This is a genomic window from Streptomyces sp. AC627_RSS907, assembly GCF_019049165.1.
On sequence record NZ_JAGMUE010000084.1, the window covers coordinates 76,275 to 91,082 of the forward strand.

The 14,808-nt window shown below is 73.8% G+C and carries 14 protein-coding genes; 4 read left to right on the plus strand and 10 right to left on the minus strand.

The features are described 5' to 3' along the window. Window positions 1-75 precede the first annotated feature (75 nt). The 3 genes from KUM32_RS19365 to KUM32_RS19375 are packed head-to-tail and all read right to left on the minus strand — an operon-like array spanning window position 76 to window position 2,814. Window positions 76-753 carry a response regulator transcription factor gene (locus KUM32_RS19365; protein ID WP_217143180.1) on the minus strand — a complete coding sequence of 226 codons (678 nt, stop codon included), beginning with the start codon at window positions 751-753 and terminating at the stop codon, window positions 76-78. Beyond that, window positions 746-1,987 carry a MacS family sensor histidine kinase gene (macS, locus tag KUM32_RS19370; RefSeq protein WP_217143181.1) on the minus strand — a complete coding sequence of 414 codons (1,242 nt, stop codon included), beginning with the start codon at window positions 1,985-1,987 and terminating at the stop codon, window positions 746-748. The genes KUM32_RS19365 and macS overlap by 8 nt, the downstream gene beginning before the upstream one ends. 41 nt (window positions 1,988-2,028) lie before the next feature. Beyond that, the gene (locus KUM32_RS19375; RefSeq protein WP_217143198.1) at window positions 2,029-2,814 is read right to left on the minus strand and encodes a 1-acyl-sn-glycerol-3-phosphate acyltransferase; all 786 of its coding nucleotides are present in this window, start codon (window positions 2,812-2,814) and stop codon (window positions 2,029-2,031) included. A gap of 177 nt (window positions 2,815-2,991) precedes the next feature. On the opposite strand from KUM32_RS19375, the gene KUM32_RS19380 reads away from it, so the two are divergent. Together KUM32_RS19380 and KUM32_RS19385 are read left to right on the plus strand one after the other, a co-directional pair. Next, window positions 2,992-3,795 (plus strand): carboxylesterase, encoded by an 804-nt coding sequence (locus KUM32_RS19380; protein ID WP_217143182.1) that lies wholly within the window; start codon window positions 2,992-2,994, stop codon window positions 3,793-3,795. Further along, entirely contained in the window at window positions 3,788-4,390 is a 603-nt protein-coding gene (locus KUM32_RS19385) for a hypothetical protein (protein WP_217143183.1), read from the plus strand. Before KUM32_RS19380 ends, KUM32_RS19385 begins: the two co-directional genes overlap by 8 nt. A gap of 365 nt (window positions 4,391-4,755) precedes the next feature. Here the strand turns inward: KUM32_RS19385 and KUM32_RS19390 are convergent, their stop codons facing one another. The 6 genes from KUM32_RS19390 to KUM32_RS19415 all read right to left on the minus strand — a co-directional run bounded on the left by KUM32_RS19390 (window position 4,756) and on the right by KUM32_RS19415 (window position 9,826). After that, window positions 4,756-5,523, minus strand: coding sequence for an endonuclease/exonuclease/phosphatase family protein (locus KUM32_RS19390; protein ID WP_217143184.1), 768 nt, complete (start codon window positions 5,521-5,523; stop codon window positions 4,756-4,758). 79 nt (window positions 5,524-5,602) lie between these two features. Then, complete coding sequence (locus KUM32_RS19395; RefSeq protein ID WP_217143185.1) at window positions 5,603-6,556, minus strand: ROK family glucokinase; 954 nt, start codon at window positions 6,554-6,556, stop codon at window positions 5,603-5,605. Between the two features lie 54 nt (window positions 6,557-6,610). Then, window positions 6,611-7,165, minus strand: coding sequence for a DUF5304 domain-containing protein (locus tag KUM32_RS19400; protein WP_217143186.1), 555 nt, complete (start codon window positions 7,163-7,165; stop codon window positions 6,611-6,613). 57 nt (window positions 7,166-7,222) lie between these two features. Further along, window positions 7,223-8,404 carry an ArsA family ATPase gene (locus tag KUM32_RS19405; protein WP_217143187.1) on the minus strand — a complete coding sequence of 394 codons (1,182 nt, stop codon included), beginning with the start codon at window positions 8,402-8,404 and terminating at the stop codon, window positions 7,223-7,225. A 79-nt stretch (window positions 8,405-8,483) separates the two neighbouring features. After that, a complete protein-coding gene (locus tag KUM32_RS19410; protein WP_217143188.1) occupies window positions 8,484-8,924 on the minus strand; it encodes an SRPBCC family protein in 441 nt (146 codons plus the stop codon). 146 nt (window positions 8,925-9,070) lie between these two features. Beyond that, on the minus strand, window positions 9,071-9,826 hold the full coding sequence (locus KUM32_RS19415; protein ID WP_217143199.1) for a metallophosphoesterase: 756 nt from the start codon (window positions 9,824-9,826) through the stop codon (window positions 9,071-9,073). A 365-nt stretch (window positions 9,827-10,191) separates the two neighbouring features. Between KUM32_RS19415 and KUM32_RS19420 the strand changes: the two genes are divergently transcribed. Then, the gene (locus tag KUM32_RS19420; protein ID WP_217143189.1) at window positions 10,192-11,988 is read left to right on the plus strand and encodes a long-chain fatty acid--CoA ligase; all 1,797 of its coding nucleotides are present in this window, start codon (window positions 10,192-10,194) and stop codon (window positions 11,986-11,988) included. A gap of 171 nt (window positions 11,989-12,159) precedes the next feature. On the opposite strand, the gene KUM32_RS19425 is transcribed toward KUM32_RS19420, so the two are convergent. After that, a complete protein-coding gene (locus KUM32_RS19425) occupies window positions 12,160-13,302 on the minus strand; it encodes a glycosyltransferase family 4 protein (RefSeq protein WP_217143190.1) in 1,143 nt (380 codons plus the stop codon). 122 nt (window positions 13,303-13,424) lie between these two features. On the opposite strand from KUM32_RS19425, the gene KUM32_RS19430 reads away from it, so the two are divergent. After that, complete coding sequence (locus tag KUM32_RS19430) at window positions 13,425-14,663, plus strand: glycosyltransferase 87 family protein (RefSeq protein ID WP_308408680.1); 1,239 nt, start codon at window positions 13,425-13,427, stop codon at window positions 14,661-14,663. Window positions 14,664-14,808: the final 145 nt, after the last annotated feature.

Sequence of the window (14,808 nt, forward strand, 5' to 3'; positions counted from 1 at the left end):
CGGTCAGCCGGCGGGCGGTGGCTCCCGGTCGTCTGCTGCTCCCGCCCGTCTGCTGCCCCCGCTCGTCACCTGCTCCTACTCGTCGTCGAGTCCGCGTTCTATCGCGTACCGCACGAGTTCCACGCGGTTGTGCAGCTGGAGCTTGCCCAGGGTGTTCTGGACGTGGTTCTGCACGGTGCGGTGGGAGATGACGAGGCGTTCGGCGATCTGCTTGTAGCTCAGGCCCTTGGCGACCAGGCGCAGCACCTCGGTCTCGCGGTCGGTGAGCCGCGGCGCCCCGGGCTCGCCGGTGTCCGCGGCGGGGGCCGGTTCGGAGGCCAGGCGGCGGTACTCGCCGAGGACCAGCCCGGCCAGGCCGGGGGTGAAGACGGGGTCGCCGACGGCCGTGCGGCGCACCGCGTCCTGCAGTTCCTCGGTGGACGCCGACTTCAGCAGGTATCCGGTCGCGCCGGACTTCACCGCCTCCAGCACGTCGGCGTGCTCCCCGCTCGCGGAGAGCACGAGGACGCGCAGCTTCGGGTCGGCGCCGACGACCTCCTTGCAGACCTGGACACCGGGCTTGCCGGGCAGGTTGAGGTCGAGCACGAGGACGTCGGGCGCGACGGCCCGGGCGCGGCGCACCGCCTGGTCGCCGTCCCCGGCGGTGGCGACCACGTCGAAGCCGGACTCGGCCAGGTCCCGGGCGACGGCGTCCCGCCACATCGGGTGGTCGTCGACCACCATGACCTTGATCGGGTGCTGTCGTTCACTCATGGTCCGCTGTCCTCCCCGGTGCGGCGGCGCCGCCGGCTTCCTTCGGTGCCCTCAGTTCGACCTCGGTGCCCTGCCCCGGCACGGAGATCAGCTCCGCCGTGCCGCCGAGGTCACGCAGCCGGCCCCGGATCGACAGGGCCACCCCGAGCCGCCCCTCGCCCTCGGCCTCGGCGAGCCGCCCCTCGGGGATGCCGGGCCCTTCGTCCCGAACGGTGACGATCACCTCGTCCGGCTCGTCCTCGACCAGGATCCACGCGCGCGCGTCCTCGCCCACGTGCCTGCGGACGTTGTCCAGGGCGGCCCCCACGGCGGCCGCCAGCTCCCGTGCCGCGGCCGGGGCGAGCAGGACCGGCGCGCCCGGCTCGGCGAGGTTCACGAGCGATCCGGCGTACGGGGCGAGCAGGGCGCGCAGGTCGACGGGACCGTCCGGACCGTCCGCCTCCGGCTCCTCCACCGCCCGTACGAGCGCGCCCTCGGCGGCGTCCTCCGAGACACGGGACACGGGCACCAGACCGCCGGAGACCAGGGTGCGCAGCGCCACCTCCTGCTCACCGGCCATCCGGCCCAGCTCGGCGGCCTCGCCGCCGATGACGGCGCCGCGCCGCTGCACCATCGCCAGCACCTGGAGCACGCTGTCGTGGATGTCGCGGGCGAGCCGCTCCCGCTCCCTGGTCGCCGCCTCGATCTCCAGGGCGCGGGCGAGGGTGCGCTCGGAGGCGCGGGCGACCTCGACGACGTAGCCGATGGCGATGGAGGCGACCCAGACGAGGACGACGTTGTGGACGGTGTCGCGGGCCGGGGTGCCGCGTTCGACCAGGTTGGCGACGGCGACGAGGGTGGAGGCGACGGCCGCCCAGCGCCAGCCGCCCTTGACGGCGAAGGCCAGGACGGAGCCGGCGGTCCATATCGACGGCAGGGTCGGGCCGCCGTTCACGACCCGCTCGTGGGCGTCGGCGAACGGGGTGAGCAGGATGCCGGTGAGCGCGATGGTGAGGTCGGCGGTGAGGAACCGCTTGGTGCAGTGCGCCGCGCCCGCGACCTTGGGGAGGGTGGCCAGGGTCCAGACGAAGAGGACGGCGTAGTAGGCGACGGCCAGCCAGGGGCGGGTGAAGCCGGAGTACGCGGTGGCGAAGAAGCCGATCGCGTACAGCATGGTGAGCACGCGGTAGCCGGCGAGCGCGCGCCACAGCGGCTGCTCGACCGACATCCTCATGACTCTCTCGCGCCTGGCCATGTCCCCCGTCCCCGGCCCGTACGTCCTGCCCGTGTCCGCCCCTAGCGGTCGCCGGCCGCCTCCTGCTCGGCCGCCGCCTTCTCCTTGGCCGACTGTTCCTTCTCCGCCTGCGCGAGCGCGGCCTTCGCCGCCTTGCCCGCCTCCTTCTCGGCCTTCGCCTCCTCCGCGAGCTGCCGCTTCATGGCGGTCGCGTACATGTCGACGTACTCCTGGCCGGAGAGCTTCATGATCTCGTACATGACCTCGTCGGTCACCGCGCGGAGCACGAAGCGGTCGTGCTCCATGCCCTGGTAGCGGGTGAAGTCCAGCGGCCTGCCGATGCGGATGCCGGGCCGCATCAGCTTCGGCATCACCTTGCCGGGCGGCTGGATCTTCTCGGTGTCGATCATGGCGACCGGGATGACGGGCGCGCCGGTGGCGAGCGCCACGCGCGCGAGGCCGCCGGGCTTGCCCCGGTAGAGCCGGCCGTCCGGGGACCGGGTGCCCTCGGGGTAGATGCCGAACAGCTCGCCGCGCTCCAGGACCTCTATGCCGCTCTTGATGGCGGCCTCCCCCGCGCCCCGCACCCCCGAGCGGTCCACCGGGAGCTGGCCGACGCCCTTGAAGAACGCGGCGGTGAGCCGGCCCTTGACCCCGGGTGTGTTGAAGTACTCGGCCTTCGCGATGAAGGTGACCTTGCGGTCGAGGACCGCGGGCAGGAAGAACGAGTCGGAGAACGACAGGTGGTTGCTCGCCAGAATGGCGGGGCCCTCGGCCGGTATGTGCTCCAGGCCCTCCACCCAGGGCCGGAAGGCGAGCTTCAGCGAACCCCCGACGGTGACCTTCATCGCGCCGTACAACAACCGAGTGCCTCCTGTGTCTGTGGGTCAGACCTTATCCCGGAGCACCGTCAATGGCCCCGACGGCCCTGGTCGGTGCCAGTGCGGTCGCGTACGGTGAAGTACCCGCAAGTACCGCACCCCCGTGCCGGCTGTGCCGGCCCCCTGACGACAGGAGACCGAGACGTGCCGGTCCTGCCCGGAGCCGAGCCGTTCCGCCACGAGGGCGGGGAGGTCGGCGTCCTCCTCTGTCACGGCTTCACCGGTTCCCCGCAGTCGCTGCGCCCCTGGGCGCGGTACCTCGCCGCGCGCGGTCTGACCGTGGCGCTGCCGCTGCTGCCCGGGCACGGCACCCGCTGGCAGGACATGCAGGTCACCGGCTGGCAGGACTGGTACGCGGAGGTGGACCGCGAGCTGCGCGCCCTGCGGGACCGTTGCGCGCGCGTCTTCGTGGCGGGCCTGTCCATGGGCGGCGCGCTGGCGCTGCGGCTCGCGGCCAGGCACGGGGAGGCGGTCTCGGGCGTCATGGTCGTCAACCCGGCGAACCGCATGCACGGCGTGGCCCAGCACGCCCTCCCGGTCCTGCGTCACCTCGTGCCCGCGACGAAGGGCATCGCCAGCGACATAGCCGAACCGCTCGCCACGGAGCTCGGGTACGACCGGGTGCCGCTGCACGCGGCCCATTCGCTGCGCGCCTTCTTCCGTCTCGCCGACGGCGATCTGCCGCAGGTCACGCAACCGCTGTTGCTGCTGCGCAGCCCCCAGGACCATGTGGTGCCGCCGGCCGACTCGGCCCGTATCCTCGGCCGGGTGTCGTCCACGGACGTGACGGAGATCCTCCTGGAACACAGCTACCACGTGGCGACGTTGGACCATGACGCGGACCGGATCTTCGCGGAGAGCGTCGCGTTCATCGGCCGGCTCGCGCCCGGTTCCGTCACGGAGCCGGAGCCCGGTCTCGGCAAGGAAGGGACGGCCGCAGGTGGCTGAGCACGACTCCGACCGCGAGGACCGCGAGGAGCGGGAGCACCGCGAGGGCCGGGAGCGCGGGGAGGACCGCGGGCCCGAGCAGAGCGTGCCCTTCGACGAGGACGCTGCCTGGGCCGCGATCGTCGCCGGGTACGGGGACGAGCCGCCGGACCCGCCGGGTGCGAAGCCGTTCAAGTCGGTGGAGGACCTGGCGCTCCTGGAGCCGGAGACGAACGACGAGAAGCCCGAGGCGGACCGGCCGGCCTCGGCCCGCCCGCTGGGCAGCTCCGTGGCGTTCGCTCCCGGTGTCGGCCCGCGCGACCACACCCTGGCCGAACCGGCGGACGACGATCTCGACGAGGACGACGAGGGCCATTTCGTACCGCCCGAGCCGCCCCCGCTGCCCGAGTCGGACACCACCGCGAAGTTCGCCTGGCTGGGCGTGCTCGGCGGCCCCGTGCTGCTCCTGCTGGCCGTGGTGCTCGGCTGGGAGATGACCTGGTGGCTGACGACCGCGAGCATCGGCGGTTTCCTCGGCGGTTTCGCCACGCTGGTCATGCGGATGCGGACGGGTGACGAGGACGACGACGATCCGGGACGGGGCGCGGTGGTCTAGAGCGGGCGGGACGGCCGGGACCACCGGGCCGGGCCGCCGCACCCGGACCACCGGGACGAGCCGGACAGACCGCCGGAACCGGCGGGCGGGCCGCCGGGTGGTCCACCGGGCGGACCAGGCGCGACGGACCGCGGCGGGGCGCTGACGCGGACCAGGCGCGACGGACCGCGGCGGGGCGCTGACGCGGACCAGGCGCGACGGACCGCGGCGGGGCGCTGACGCGGACCGCACCGGGCAGCCCACGACAGGCCGCCGGAACGGGCCGGGCGCGACGGGGCGCTGACGCGGACCCACGGGACAGGCCGCGGGCCGCCGGAACAGGCCGGGCGGGGCGGACGCGGCCGGCCGGTGGCTGTGGCTCGCGTTCAGGATGCCGACGGCGGTACGCGGAGGGCGGTCAGGACCGGGAGGTGGTCCGTGGCCGCCCTCAGGTCGTCCTCGGCCACCCCCGGGAGCCCCGCCGGCACCCCGCAGCCCAGCACCTCGACGCCCTCCGTGACGAAGACCGCGTCGATGCGCCGGTCCGGGACGGCGGCGGGAAAGGTGTACTCGCCGCCCCAGGGCGCCGCGGTCCAGCAGTCCCGCAGCCCGTCGCCGAGCCGCCGGAAGGTGCGGCCGCCGGGGCGCTCGTTCAGGTCGCCGCCCACCACCGCGTGCTCCACGCCGAGGCCGGCGAGCCGGTCGAGGAGCAGGCCCGCCTGCTCGTACCGCTCGTCGCTCTCCAGCGAGAGGTGACAGCTCACGACACCGAGGCGGGCCCCGCCGACCCGCACCACGGCGGTGGCGAGTCCCCGGCGGTGCCTGCCGGGGGTGAGCGGGAGCAGAACGTCCTCGGTGCGCTCCACGGTGGCCCGCAGCGAGCACAGCAGCGCGGGACCGGCGGCCGTGCCGCCGCCGGAGAGGAGGACCAGCCCGGAGGCGGCGGCGAGCCGGGTGAGCTTCTTGCGCCAGCGGAAGAAGCGGGGGGCCTCCTGGAGGAGGACGAGGTCGGGGGCGCAGGCGGCGATGACCCGGGCGAGGGCGTCGGTGTCGTCGCGCATCGAGCGGATGTTGTAGTCGAGGACCCGGATGACGGCGGAACCGTCGGCTTCGGTACGGGAGTTGGGAAGCGGAGGGAGGGACGACGTTGCCATGCGGATCAAGATACGACGAGGCCCGCCGTCCCCGGACGGGGCCCGACGGGCACTGTCGTACGAGAGGGCCGTACGGCCGTCACATGATCGGGTCGGGCTCCCGGGCCAGGTCGGCCGCGCCCACCAGGCCGGCCTTGTTGCCGAGCTGGGCGGCGATCACGTCGGCGACCGGACGCCAGTTGCCGCCGACCAGCCACCGCTTGTACGACTTGCGGATCGGGTCGAGGACCAGGTCGCCCTCGTCGGAGAGTCCACCGCCGACGATGAAGGCGGACGGGTCGAAGAGCGAGGCCAGGTCGGCGAGGCCGGCGCCGGCCCAGCGGGCCAGCTCCCGGTAGGAGTCGACGGCGACCGGGCAGCCCTGGCGGGCGGCCACGGAGATGTGCTTGCCCTCGATGCCGTCGGGGGTGCCGTCGCCGAGCGCGAGCAGCACCTCGGCGCGCTCGGGGGTGGCGTTGGCGCGCTGCTTGGCGTAGCGGACGAGGGCGCGGCCGGAGGCGTACTGCTCCCAGCAGCCCTGCGAGCCGCAGCCGCACAGCAGACCGTCCGGCACCATGCGGATGTGGCCGAACTCGGCGGCCACGCCGAAGTGGCCGCGGCGCAGCTTGTTGCCGATGATGATGCCGCCGCCGAGGCCGGTGCCGAGGGTGATGCAGATGACGTTGCGGTGGCCCTTGCCCGCGCCGAACTTGTACTCGCCCCAGGCCGCGGCGTTGGCGTCGTTCTCCACGACGACCGGCAGCCCCGTGCGGGCCTCGACCTTCTCCTTGAGCGGCTCGTTGCGCCAGTCGATGTTCGGCGCGAAGTAGACCTCGGAGCGCTGCCGGTTGACGTAACCGGCGGCGCCGATGCCCACACCGACGATCTCGTGCCCCGCGCGTGCGCCCTCCACCGCCGAGGCGATGGCGTCCACGATCGCCTCGGGCGTGGTGGGGGTCGGCACCTTGAAGGTCGAGAGGATGTTGCCTTCCTCGTCGACCACGCCGGCCGCGATCTTCGTGCCGCCGATGTCGACGCCGATGGTGAGTCCCATGAATCCCTCAGTTCGGTCGAGCCCCGCTAAGGGCAACCGTACCCGAGACGGGGCTCAGTCCAGGTCGATGCGTTGGCCGGGGCCGGTGCCCTCGCCGCCTTCGTCGCGACCGTCGTCGCCGCGTTCGTCCAGGTCACGGGGGTCCCGTGGGTCCTTCGGGGCGGTGTCCCCGGTGGTCCAGCGGCGCTCCTGGTTCTGGACGGCGGAGCGGTAGGCGGCGAGGAGTTCGCCGCCGGCTGCGGCGAGGTGGTCGAAAACGTCGGGGTTGCGCTCGATGACCGGTTCGACGGCGGCCTTCGCCTGCTGGACGACCTGTCGCACCACCTGCTGGGCGGCCGGTCCGGCGACCTGGCCGAGCAGCGGTGCCTGGAGGCCGGAGAGCTTGTCGGCGACGGTGTCGACGAGCCGGCGCAGCTCCTCGGCGGCCGAGCCGGGGGGCGGCCCCTGCTCGGCACGGCGGCGGGCCTTCTCGGCGGCCAGGTCCTCGGCGCAGGCCGTCGCCCAGGCGTCGGCGTCGGTGGCCCGCACCTCGTCGGCCGGCCCGGCCGACCCGACCGCGTCGGCCTCGTCGCGCCGTGCGGCCTCGGACGGGGGGAGCTCTTCGCTCATGACGGACTCCTGACTACGGTTCGTCCTTACGACGTTACCCGAACGTCCACGACGCGTTCAGCGGCTCTGCGGCCACAGCCCGGGGTCCGGCGCGAAACGCACGGCGAGCGTGTCCTCCCGCAGGGCGGCCCCGTCGACGGTGCAGCGGCGCAGCGCGGACGGCAGCGGGACGATCCGGCGGAACGGTCCGGCGGTGACGACCAGTTCGTCGCCCCGGCGGACCAGGTCGAGTTCCTCGCGTATGGCGCCGGGCAGCGGGATGTGCCAGACGAGCACGCCGTCCTCGGCCAGCCGGTCGGTGACGGGCCACTCGACCGGGCGGGCGTCCTGGTTGACGCGCGGGGCGTCGAGCGCGGCGAGGTCGTCCGCTCCGCGCGGGTCGCGTCCGAGGTGGGCGACGGTGCGGACGTCGTGGGCGCCCCGCCACTCCTCCAGTGTCTTGCGCTGCTGGGCGAGGGGACCGGCGAGCCAGCTGTCCGCGGGGACGTCCTCGGGCAGGACGCGGTTGGCGACCAGCAGGTCGGCGCGCAGTCCGCGCAGGGCGAGGCCGAGGGTGGCGGCGCGGACGGCGTCGGCGCCGGCCGGGCCGGGCTCGGCGACCAGCCGTACGGCGGTGTTCCGGTCGGCGAGGACGGCCTCGGTGGCGGCGAGCTCCAGGTCCCAGCGGGCGGCCGCCTCGTACAGCGCCTCGGCGGGCATGGGGACGCCGGCGAGCCGGCCGAGGACGGGGCGCAGGGCGCGGGCCGCCTGCCGCTCGGGCGGGAGCAGGCGGCGCAGGTAGCGGCGGAGTTCCTCGGGCAGGGCGAGCAGTGCGAGGGCGCGGGGCGTCGGCGGGAGGTCGACGACGAGGAGTTCGTGGAGCTCACCGTCCTCGGCGAGGGCGGCGTCGCGCAGGGCGCGCAGCAGGGCGAGCTCGTCGGCGCCGGGCAGCGGCGTGAGCTCCTCGGGCACGAGGCGGGCGGCACCGAGGAGGTCGAGCGCGGAGGCCGCGCGCTCCTGGAGGGCGGCGAGGCCGTCCCGGAAACCCTGCGCGGGGTCGGGCCGCCAGGCGGTGAGGTCCGCTTCGACGCGCACCGGCACCGGGCCGGTGGGCACCCCGAGCGCGGCTCCGAGGGTGTCCTCGCGGTCGACGCCGAGGAGGAGGGTGCGGGTGCCCTGCCGGGCGGCGGCGAGCGCGGTGGCGGCGGCGACGGTGGTACGGCCGCTGCCGCCGGGACCCATGATCAGGATGGTGCGCATGAGGCTGAACGGTACCGTCGCGGACGGCCGGTGACCGCCTCCGCTCGGTCGCGCACCGCCCCCGGCCGGGACGCGGGGGCTACTTCGCGGCCGACTCCACCCGCTTCTTCAGCCCCGCCAGCGCCCGGTCGATGATGACCTTCTCGGCCTTGCGCTTGATCATGCCGAGCATCGGGATCTTGACGTCGACGGTGAGCCGGTAGGTGACCTCCGTGCCCGTGCCCGCCGGCCTGAGCAGGTAGGAGCCGTCGAGGGAGCGCAGCATCTGGGACTTCACCAGTGTCCAGGAGACCTCGTGCTCCCCGGTCCAGGTGTACCCCAGGGTCTGGTCGTCCTTGATCGCGCCGGCGTCCATGACGAGGCGGACCTGCTCGGCACGTCCCTGCGCGTCGGTCGCGAGGACCTCCGCCTCCTTCACCTCGCCGGTCCAGTCCGGGTAGCGGGCGAAGTCGGCGATCACCGCCATGACGTCGGCGGGTGCCGCCTCGATCGTGATACTCGAGCTGGTGTGTTCCGCCATCGCCGTGGCTCCTCCGGATGCGGGCCGGTACTGAGGTCGACGCACGCCGTCGTGCGTGTGTGTGCCGCGTGAAGGCTATCGCGCACGGACGGCACGGAGGTCACCCCCTGCCCGCGCACGTCCGGCCACGCGGACGCCGCCCCGGCTCACCACTCCAGCGCCCACGGTTTCCCCGTCGTCGCGAAGTGGCCGACGTTCACGCACTCGGTCCCCCCTATGCGCATCCGCCGGACCAGCGGCTGGTGCACGTGCCCGAACAGGGCGTAGCGCGGCCGGGTCCGCCGGATCGCCTCCAGCAGCGCGCGGCTGCCCCGCTCGAAGCGCCGCGCGACCGTGTCGTAGACCAGTTCCGGCACCTCGGGCGGGATGTGCGTGCACAGGACGTCCACCTCGCCGACGGCCTCGATCTTGGCGGCGTACTCCTCGTCACTGATCTCGTACGGCGTGCGCATCGGGGTCCGCAGGCCGCCGCCGACGAAGCCGAAGACCCGGCCGCCGATCTCCACCCGCTCCCCGTCGAGCACGGTCGTGCCGGGCCCGGCGAACTCCGGCCACAGGTCCGGCATGTCGACGTTGCCGTAGGTGGCGTACGTCGGTGTGGGGAACGCGGCGAACATCTCGGCGTACTGTCCCCGCACCGCCCGTTCGATCAGCGCCGCCCGGTCCACGCCGACTCCCGCCCACAGCCGGGCCCCGAGTTCCCTCGCCTCGGTGTAGCGGCGGGCGGTGCGCAGTTCGACGATGCGGTCGGCGTTCTCGACGCCGAAGAGGTCGGGGAAGATGCCGCGCGAGTGGTCGGCGTAGTCCAGGAAGAGGACCAGGTCCCCCAGGCAGACCAGGGCGTCGGCGCCGTCGCCGGCCCTGGCCAGGTCTCGGGCGTTGCCATGGACGTCGCTGACCACGTGGACGCGCGTCCTCTTGTTGCCGCCGGGCGGTGTGGGTGCCATGACGATCAAGGGTAGGCAGCGCGCGCCTCCTGTGAACAGTGGGCGGCCGGACCTGCGGTTACTGGCTGGTCGGTTGATGCGTCGACTACTGTGCGCGAAGGAAACCCCAACCGTGTGACGCAGCGAACATCTCGCGGGGACCCCCTGTCGGAGAGGCCATACCGGCGGGTAACGTCCGGGCAGTCCACTCGTGCTCAGGTCTCACCATGTGAATCGGCGTGTGTGCAGCAGGTGATGTCCCGAGCACTTGCCCGAGCCTTGGACCGCACCGTCGCATCACACAATGTCGTGGCGCCGGCGCCCTATGAGGAGCAGCAGTCTTGCGCGAGTTCAGCCTTCCGGCTTTGTACGAGGTCCCCGCGGACGGAAACCTGACCGACATCGTCCGCAGAAACGCCGCGCAGCACCCGGACGTCGCCGTGATCTCCCGCAAGGTGGACGGCGCCTGGCAGGACGTGACCGCCCGCTCCTTCCTCGCCGAGGTGCACGTCGCCGCCAAGGGCCTCATCGCCTCCGGTGTCCAGCCGGGCGACCGGGTCGGCCTGATGTCCCGTACGCGCTACGAGTGGACCCTGCTGGACTTCGCGATCTGGAGCGCGGGCGCGGTCACCGTGCCGGTGTACGAGACCAGCTCGCCCGAGCAGGTGCGGTGGATCCTCAGCGACTCGGGTGCCACGGCGTGCGTCGTGGAGTCGGCCGGGCACGCCGCCGCCGTCGAGTCGGTGCGCGAGCAGCTGCCCGCCCTCAAGCACGTCTGGCAGATCGACGCGGGGGGCGTCGAGGAGCTGGGGCGGCTGGGCCAGGACGTCACGGACGGGACCGTCGAGGAGCGCGGCTCGATCGCGAAGGCCGACGACCCCGCGACCATCGTCTACACCTCCGGCACCACCGGCCGCCCCAAGGGGTGTGTGCTCACCCACCGCAGCTTCTTCGCCGAGTGCGGCAACGTCGTCGAGCGGCTGCGCCCGCTGTTCCGCACCGGCGAGTGCTCCGTCCTCCTGTTCCTGCCCCTCGCGCACGTCTTCGGGCGGCTGGTCCAGGTCGCGCCGATGATGGCGCCGATCAGGCTGGGCTGCGTCCCCGACATCAAGAACCTCACCGACGAACTGGCCTCGTTCCGGCCGACGCTGATCCTCGGTGTGCCGCGCGTCTTCGAGAAGGTCTACAACTCGGCGCGCGCCAAGGCGCAGGCCGACGGCAAGGGCAGGATCTTCGACAGGGCCGCCGACACCGCGATCGCGTACAGCAAGGCCCTGGACACCCCGTCGGGCCCGTCGCTCGGTCTCAGGATCAAGCACAAGATCTTCGACAAGCTCGTCTACAGCAAGCTCCGCGCGGTCCTCGGCGGGCGCGGCGAGCACGCCATCTCCGGCGGTGCCCCGCTCGGCGAGCGGCTCGGCCACTTCTTCCGCGGCATCGGCTTCACGGTCCTGGAGGGCTACGGCCTGACCGAGTCCTGTGCGGCGACCGCCTTCAACCCCTGGGACCGGCAGAAGATCGGCACGGTCGGCCAGCCGCTGCCCGGCTCCGTGGTGCGCATCGCGGACGACGGGGAGGTGCTGCTGCACGGCGAGCACCTGTTCAAGGAGTACTGGAACAACCCCGGCGCCACCGCCGAGGCGCTGGCCGACGGCTGGTTCCACACCGGTGACATCGGCACCCTCGACGAGGACGGCTACCTCCGGATCACCGGCCGCAAGAAGGAGATCATCGTCACCGCCGGCGGCAAGAACGTCGCCCCGGCCGTGATCGAGGACCGCATCCGCGCGCACGCGCTGGTCGCGGAGTGCATGGTGGTCGGCGACGGGCGGCCGTTCGTCGGCGCGCTGGTCACCATCGACGAGGAGTTCCTCGGCCGCTGGTGCGCCGAGCACGGCAAGCCGGCCGGTTCGACGGCGGCGTCGCTGCGGGAGGACCCGGATCTGCTCGCCGCGGTCCAGTCGGCGATCGACGACGGCAACTCCGCGGTGTCCAAGGCGGAGTCGGTGCGGAAGTTCCGGGTGCTGTCCGCCCAGTTCACGGAGGAGTCGGGGCACCTGACGCCGTCGTTGAAGCTGAAGCGGAGTGTCGTGGCGAAGGACTACGCGGACGAGATCGAGGCGATCTACGCGAAGTAGTCGGGCGGGGGGACCTCCTGGGATCTCCTGGAACCTCCTGGGGTGCCCCCTTGCCGCCGTTGGCGGGAGCGGGTTTCGTCGTGGCCTGTCGCGCGGTTCCCCGCGCCCCTGGGGGCGTGCGGTTCCCCCCGCCCGAAGGCGTTCCGCATCACGACCCCAAGAAGCCCCGTGTCACAGCAGGGCCTTCAGGTGCTCCGCCAGCAGGTCCCAGCGCCACTTCTCCTCGACCCAGGCCCGGCCGCGCTCGCCCATGCGGCGGCGCAGTTCCGGGTCGCCGAGGAGGGTCACGATGCGGTCGGCGGACTCCTCCTCCGAGGTGCCGCGCACCACCCAGCCGGTCTCGCCGTCGAGTACGGCGTCGGGGGCGCCGCCGGAGTCGCCGGCGACCACGGGCAGCCCGGTCGCGGAGGCCTCCAGGTAGACGATGCCGAGCCCCTCCACGTCGAGCCCGCCCCGGCGGGTCCGGCACGGCATCGCGAACACGTCCCCGGCGCCGTAGTGCGCGGGCAGCTCGGACCAGGGCACGGCGCCGGTGAAGTGGACGGAGGCGGCGACGCCGGTGTCGTGGGCGAGGCGGCGCAGGTCCTTCTCGTAGGGGCCGCCGCCGACGATCAGCAGGACGGCGTCCGGCTCGGCGGCCAGGATGCGCGGCATCGCGCGGATCAGCGTGTCCTGGCCCTTGCGCGGCACCAGCCGCGAGACGCACACCACCACCGGCCGCTCGCTCAGCCCGAGCCGGGCCCGCACCTCGTCGCCGCCGCTGCCCGGGTGGAAGGTCTTCTCGTCGACGCCGGGCGGCAGCTGCCGCATCCGCGCGACGGCCCGCGGGGTGAGCGCGCCCGCTATGCGCGAGCGCGTGTACTCCCCGAGGTAGGTGATCGTGTCCGTGGACTCCCCGATCCGGCGCAGCAGGTGACGGGCCGCGGGCAGCTGGGCCCACCCGGCCTCGTGGCCGTGGGTGGTGGCGACGATCCGCTCGGCGCCCGCCTTCCTGAGCGCCGGGGCCATCAGTCCGAGGGGCGCCGCCGCCCCGAACCACACCGCCGTGCACCCGTGCTCGCGCAGCAGCCCGACGGCCCGCCGGGTCGCGCCCGGCGTCGGCAGCAGCATCGTCGTGCGGTCCCGTACGACGGTGAAGGGCTGCTCGGCGTCGAAGGCGGCGGTGGCCCGGGCGCCCTCCTGGCCGCGCTTCCAGGTGGAGGCGTAGACGACCAGCCGGCCGGGGTCCAGGCGCAGCGCCATGTTGTGCAGGAAGGCCTGGATGCCGCCCGGGCGGGGCGGGAAGTCGTTCGTCACGATCAGGGTCTTGCGCATCGCCGCCGACCCTACCGAACCGGCCGCCCGGGGCGGGGCCCGGCCGTGTCTGTGGCACGCGCACGGGCCGCGGGGTCATCATGGCCGCACCGGCACGGCAGGCGCGGACGGGCAGGGAGCACGTGGAGACGACGGACGCGGGGCGGCCTGCGGCGCGGCTGCTGACTGCCTGGGGCGCCACGCGGCTGGTGCTGCTGCTGTTCGTGCTGAAGGTGCTGGTCTTCCCGGGGCCGGACGTCACCAGCGACGTGTCCGTCATCTACCGGGACTGGTACGAGGTCCTGCGCACCGGAGCGTTTCCGTCGGCCGACGTCACCTGGCAGTATCCGCCCGCCGCGGCCTTCGCGATCCTCTCCCCGGCGCTGCTGCCCTTCCTGTCGTACCCGACGGCCTTCTTCCTCCTGGCCTGCGCCGCGGACCTGGCCGTCCTCGCCCTGCTCGGGCGCGCGGGACGGGGTGCCGGGCGCTCGCCGCGCGGGGCGTGGGTGTGGGTGGCCGGTGTGCCGCTGCTCGGTCCGACGGTGTACGCCCGCTACGACGTGATGGTCACGGCCGTCGCGGTGGCCGCGCTGCTCGCCGCCGGCCGGCACCCCCGTGCGGCGGGGGCGCTGGCGGCCCTAGGAGCGCTGTTGAAGGTGTGGCCCGCGCTGGTGCTCGTCGGGGTGCGCGGGCGCGCGACGTGGGCCGCCGCCGCGCTGAGCGGTGCTGGGCTGGCCGCGCTGATCGCCGTGACCATGCCCGGGGCGTTCGCGTTCCTGACGGCCCAGCGCGACCGGGGCACCGAGGTGGAGTCGCTGGGCGCGCTGGTCTTCCACGTCGCCCGGCACTTCGGCTGGGACGGCGAGGTGCTGCTCCACTACGGCTCCGTGGAGTTCCTCGGCCCGTACGTCGACGCGGTGAGCAGGGTGGCCCTCGCCCTCACCTGCCTGGCCTTCGGGTGGCTGCTGCTGTGGCGGAGGGCGGCCTCGCGCTTCGCGGCGCACACGGCGGCGGACGCGGCCTTCGTGGCGGTGCTGGTGTTCACGGTCACGAGCCGGGTGATCAGCCCGCAGTACATGGTGTGGCTGCTCGGGCTCGGGGCGGTCTGCCGGTGCTTCCGGGCGAGCGGCATGCGGGTGCCGGTGGCCCTGGTGCTGGCGGCGAGCCTGGTGACGGTCCTGGAGTTCCCGGTCTGGTTCGGCCACGTCGTCGCCGGCGACGCGCTCGGCGTCGCGCTCCTGTTCGTCCGCAACGGCCTGCTGGTGGCCGCGGCGCTCCTCGCGGCCCGCGCCCTGTGGCGGGACACGGTGCCGCGCGGCACCCCCGCACCCGCGCCCCCCTCCCACTCCGCCCCCACCAACGAGACCCCGACCTCGTCCTGACCCCGTGTCCTTCCGGACCCCGTGCCCTTCCGGACCCCGTGCCTTCCCCCCGTGCCCTTCCGGACCCCGTGCCCTTCCGGACCCCGACGCGGCACCCGCGCGCCCGGCGTCCGCACCGCGCCCGGCGTCCCGGAGTCCCCCACGC

Excerpts from the sequence above, each read along its gene's own strand:
- KUM32_RS19365 (WP_217143180.1), bottom strand. The coding sequence starts at position 753 with ATGAGTGAACGACAGCACCCGATCAAGGTCATGGTGGTCGACGACCAC.
- macS (WP_217143181.1), bottom strand. The coding sequence starts at position 1,987 with ATGGCCAGGCGCGAGAGAGTCATGAGGATGTCGGTCGAGCAGCCGCTG.
- KUM32_RS19375 (WP_217143198.1), bottom strand. The coding sequence starts at position 2,814 with ATGAAGGTCACCGTCGGGGGTTCGCTGAAGCTCGCCTTCCGGCCCTGG.
- KUM32_RS19390 (WP_217143184.1), bottom strand. The coding sequence starts at position 5,523 with ATGGCAACGTCGTCCCTCCCTCCGCTTCCCAACTCCCGTACCGAAGCC.
- KUM32_RS19395 (WP_217143185.1), bottom strand. The coding sequence starts at position 6,556 with ATGGGACTCACCATCGGCGTCGACATCGGCGGCACGAAGATCGCGGCC.
- KUM32_RS19400 (WP_217143186.1), bottom strand. The coding sequence starts at position 7,165 with ATGAGCGAAGAGCTCCCCCCGTCCGAGGCCGCACGGCGCGACGAGGCC.
- KUM32_RS19405 (WP_217143187.1), bottom strand. The coding sequence starts at position 8,404 with ATGCGCACCATCCTGATCATGGGTCCCGGCGGCAGCGGCCGTACCACC.
- KUM32_RS19410 (WP_217143188.1), bottom strand. The coding sequence starts at position 8,924 with ATGGCGGAACACACCAGCTCGAGTATCACGATCGAGGCGGCACCCGCC.
- KUM32_RS19425 (WP_217143190.1), bottom strand. The coding sequence starts at position 13,302 with ATGCGCAAGACCCTGATCGTGACGAACGACTTCCCGCCCCGCCCGGGC.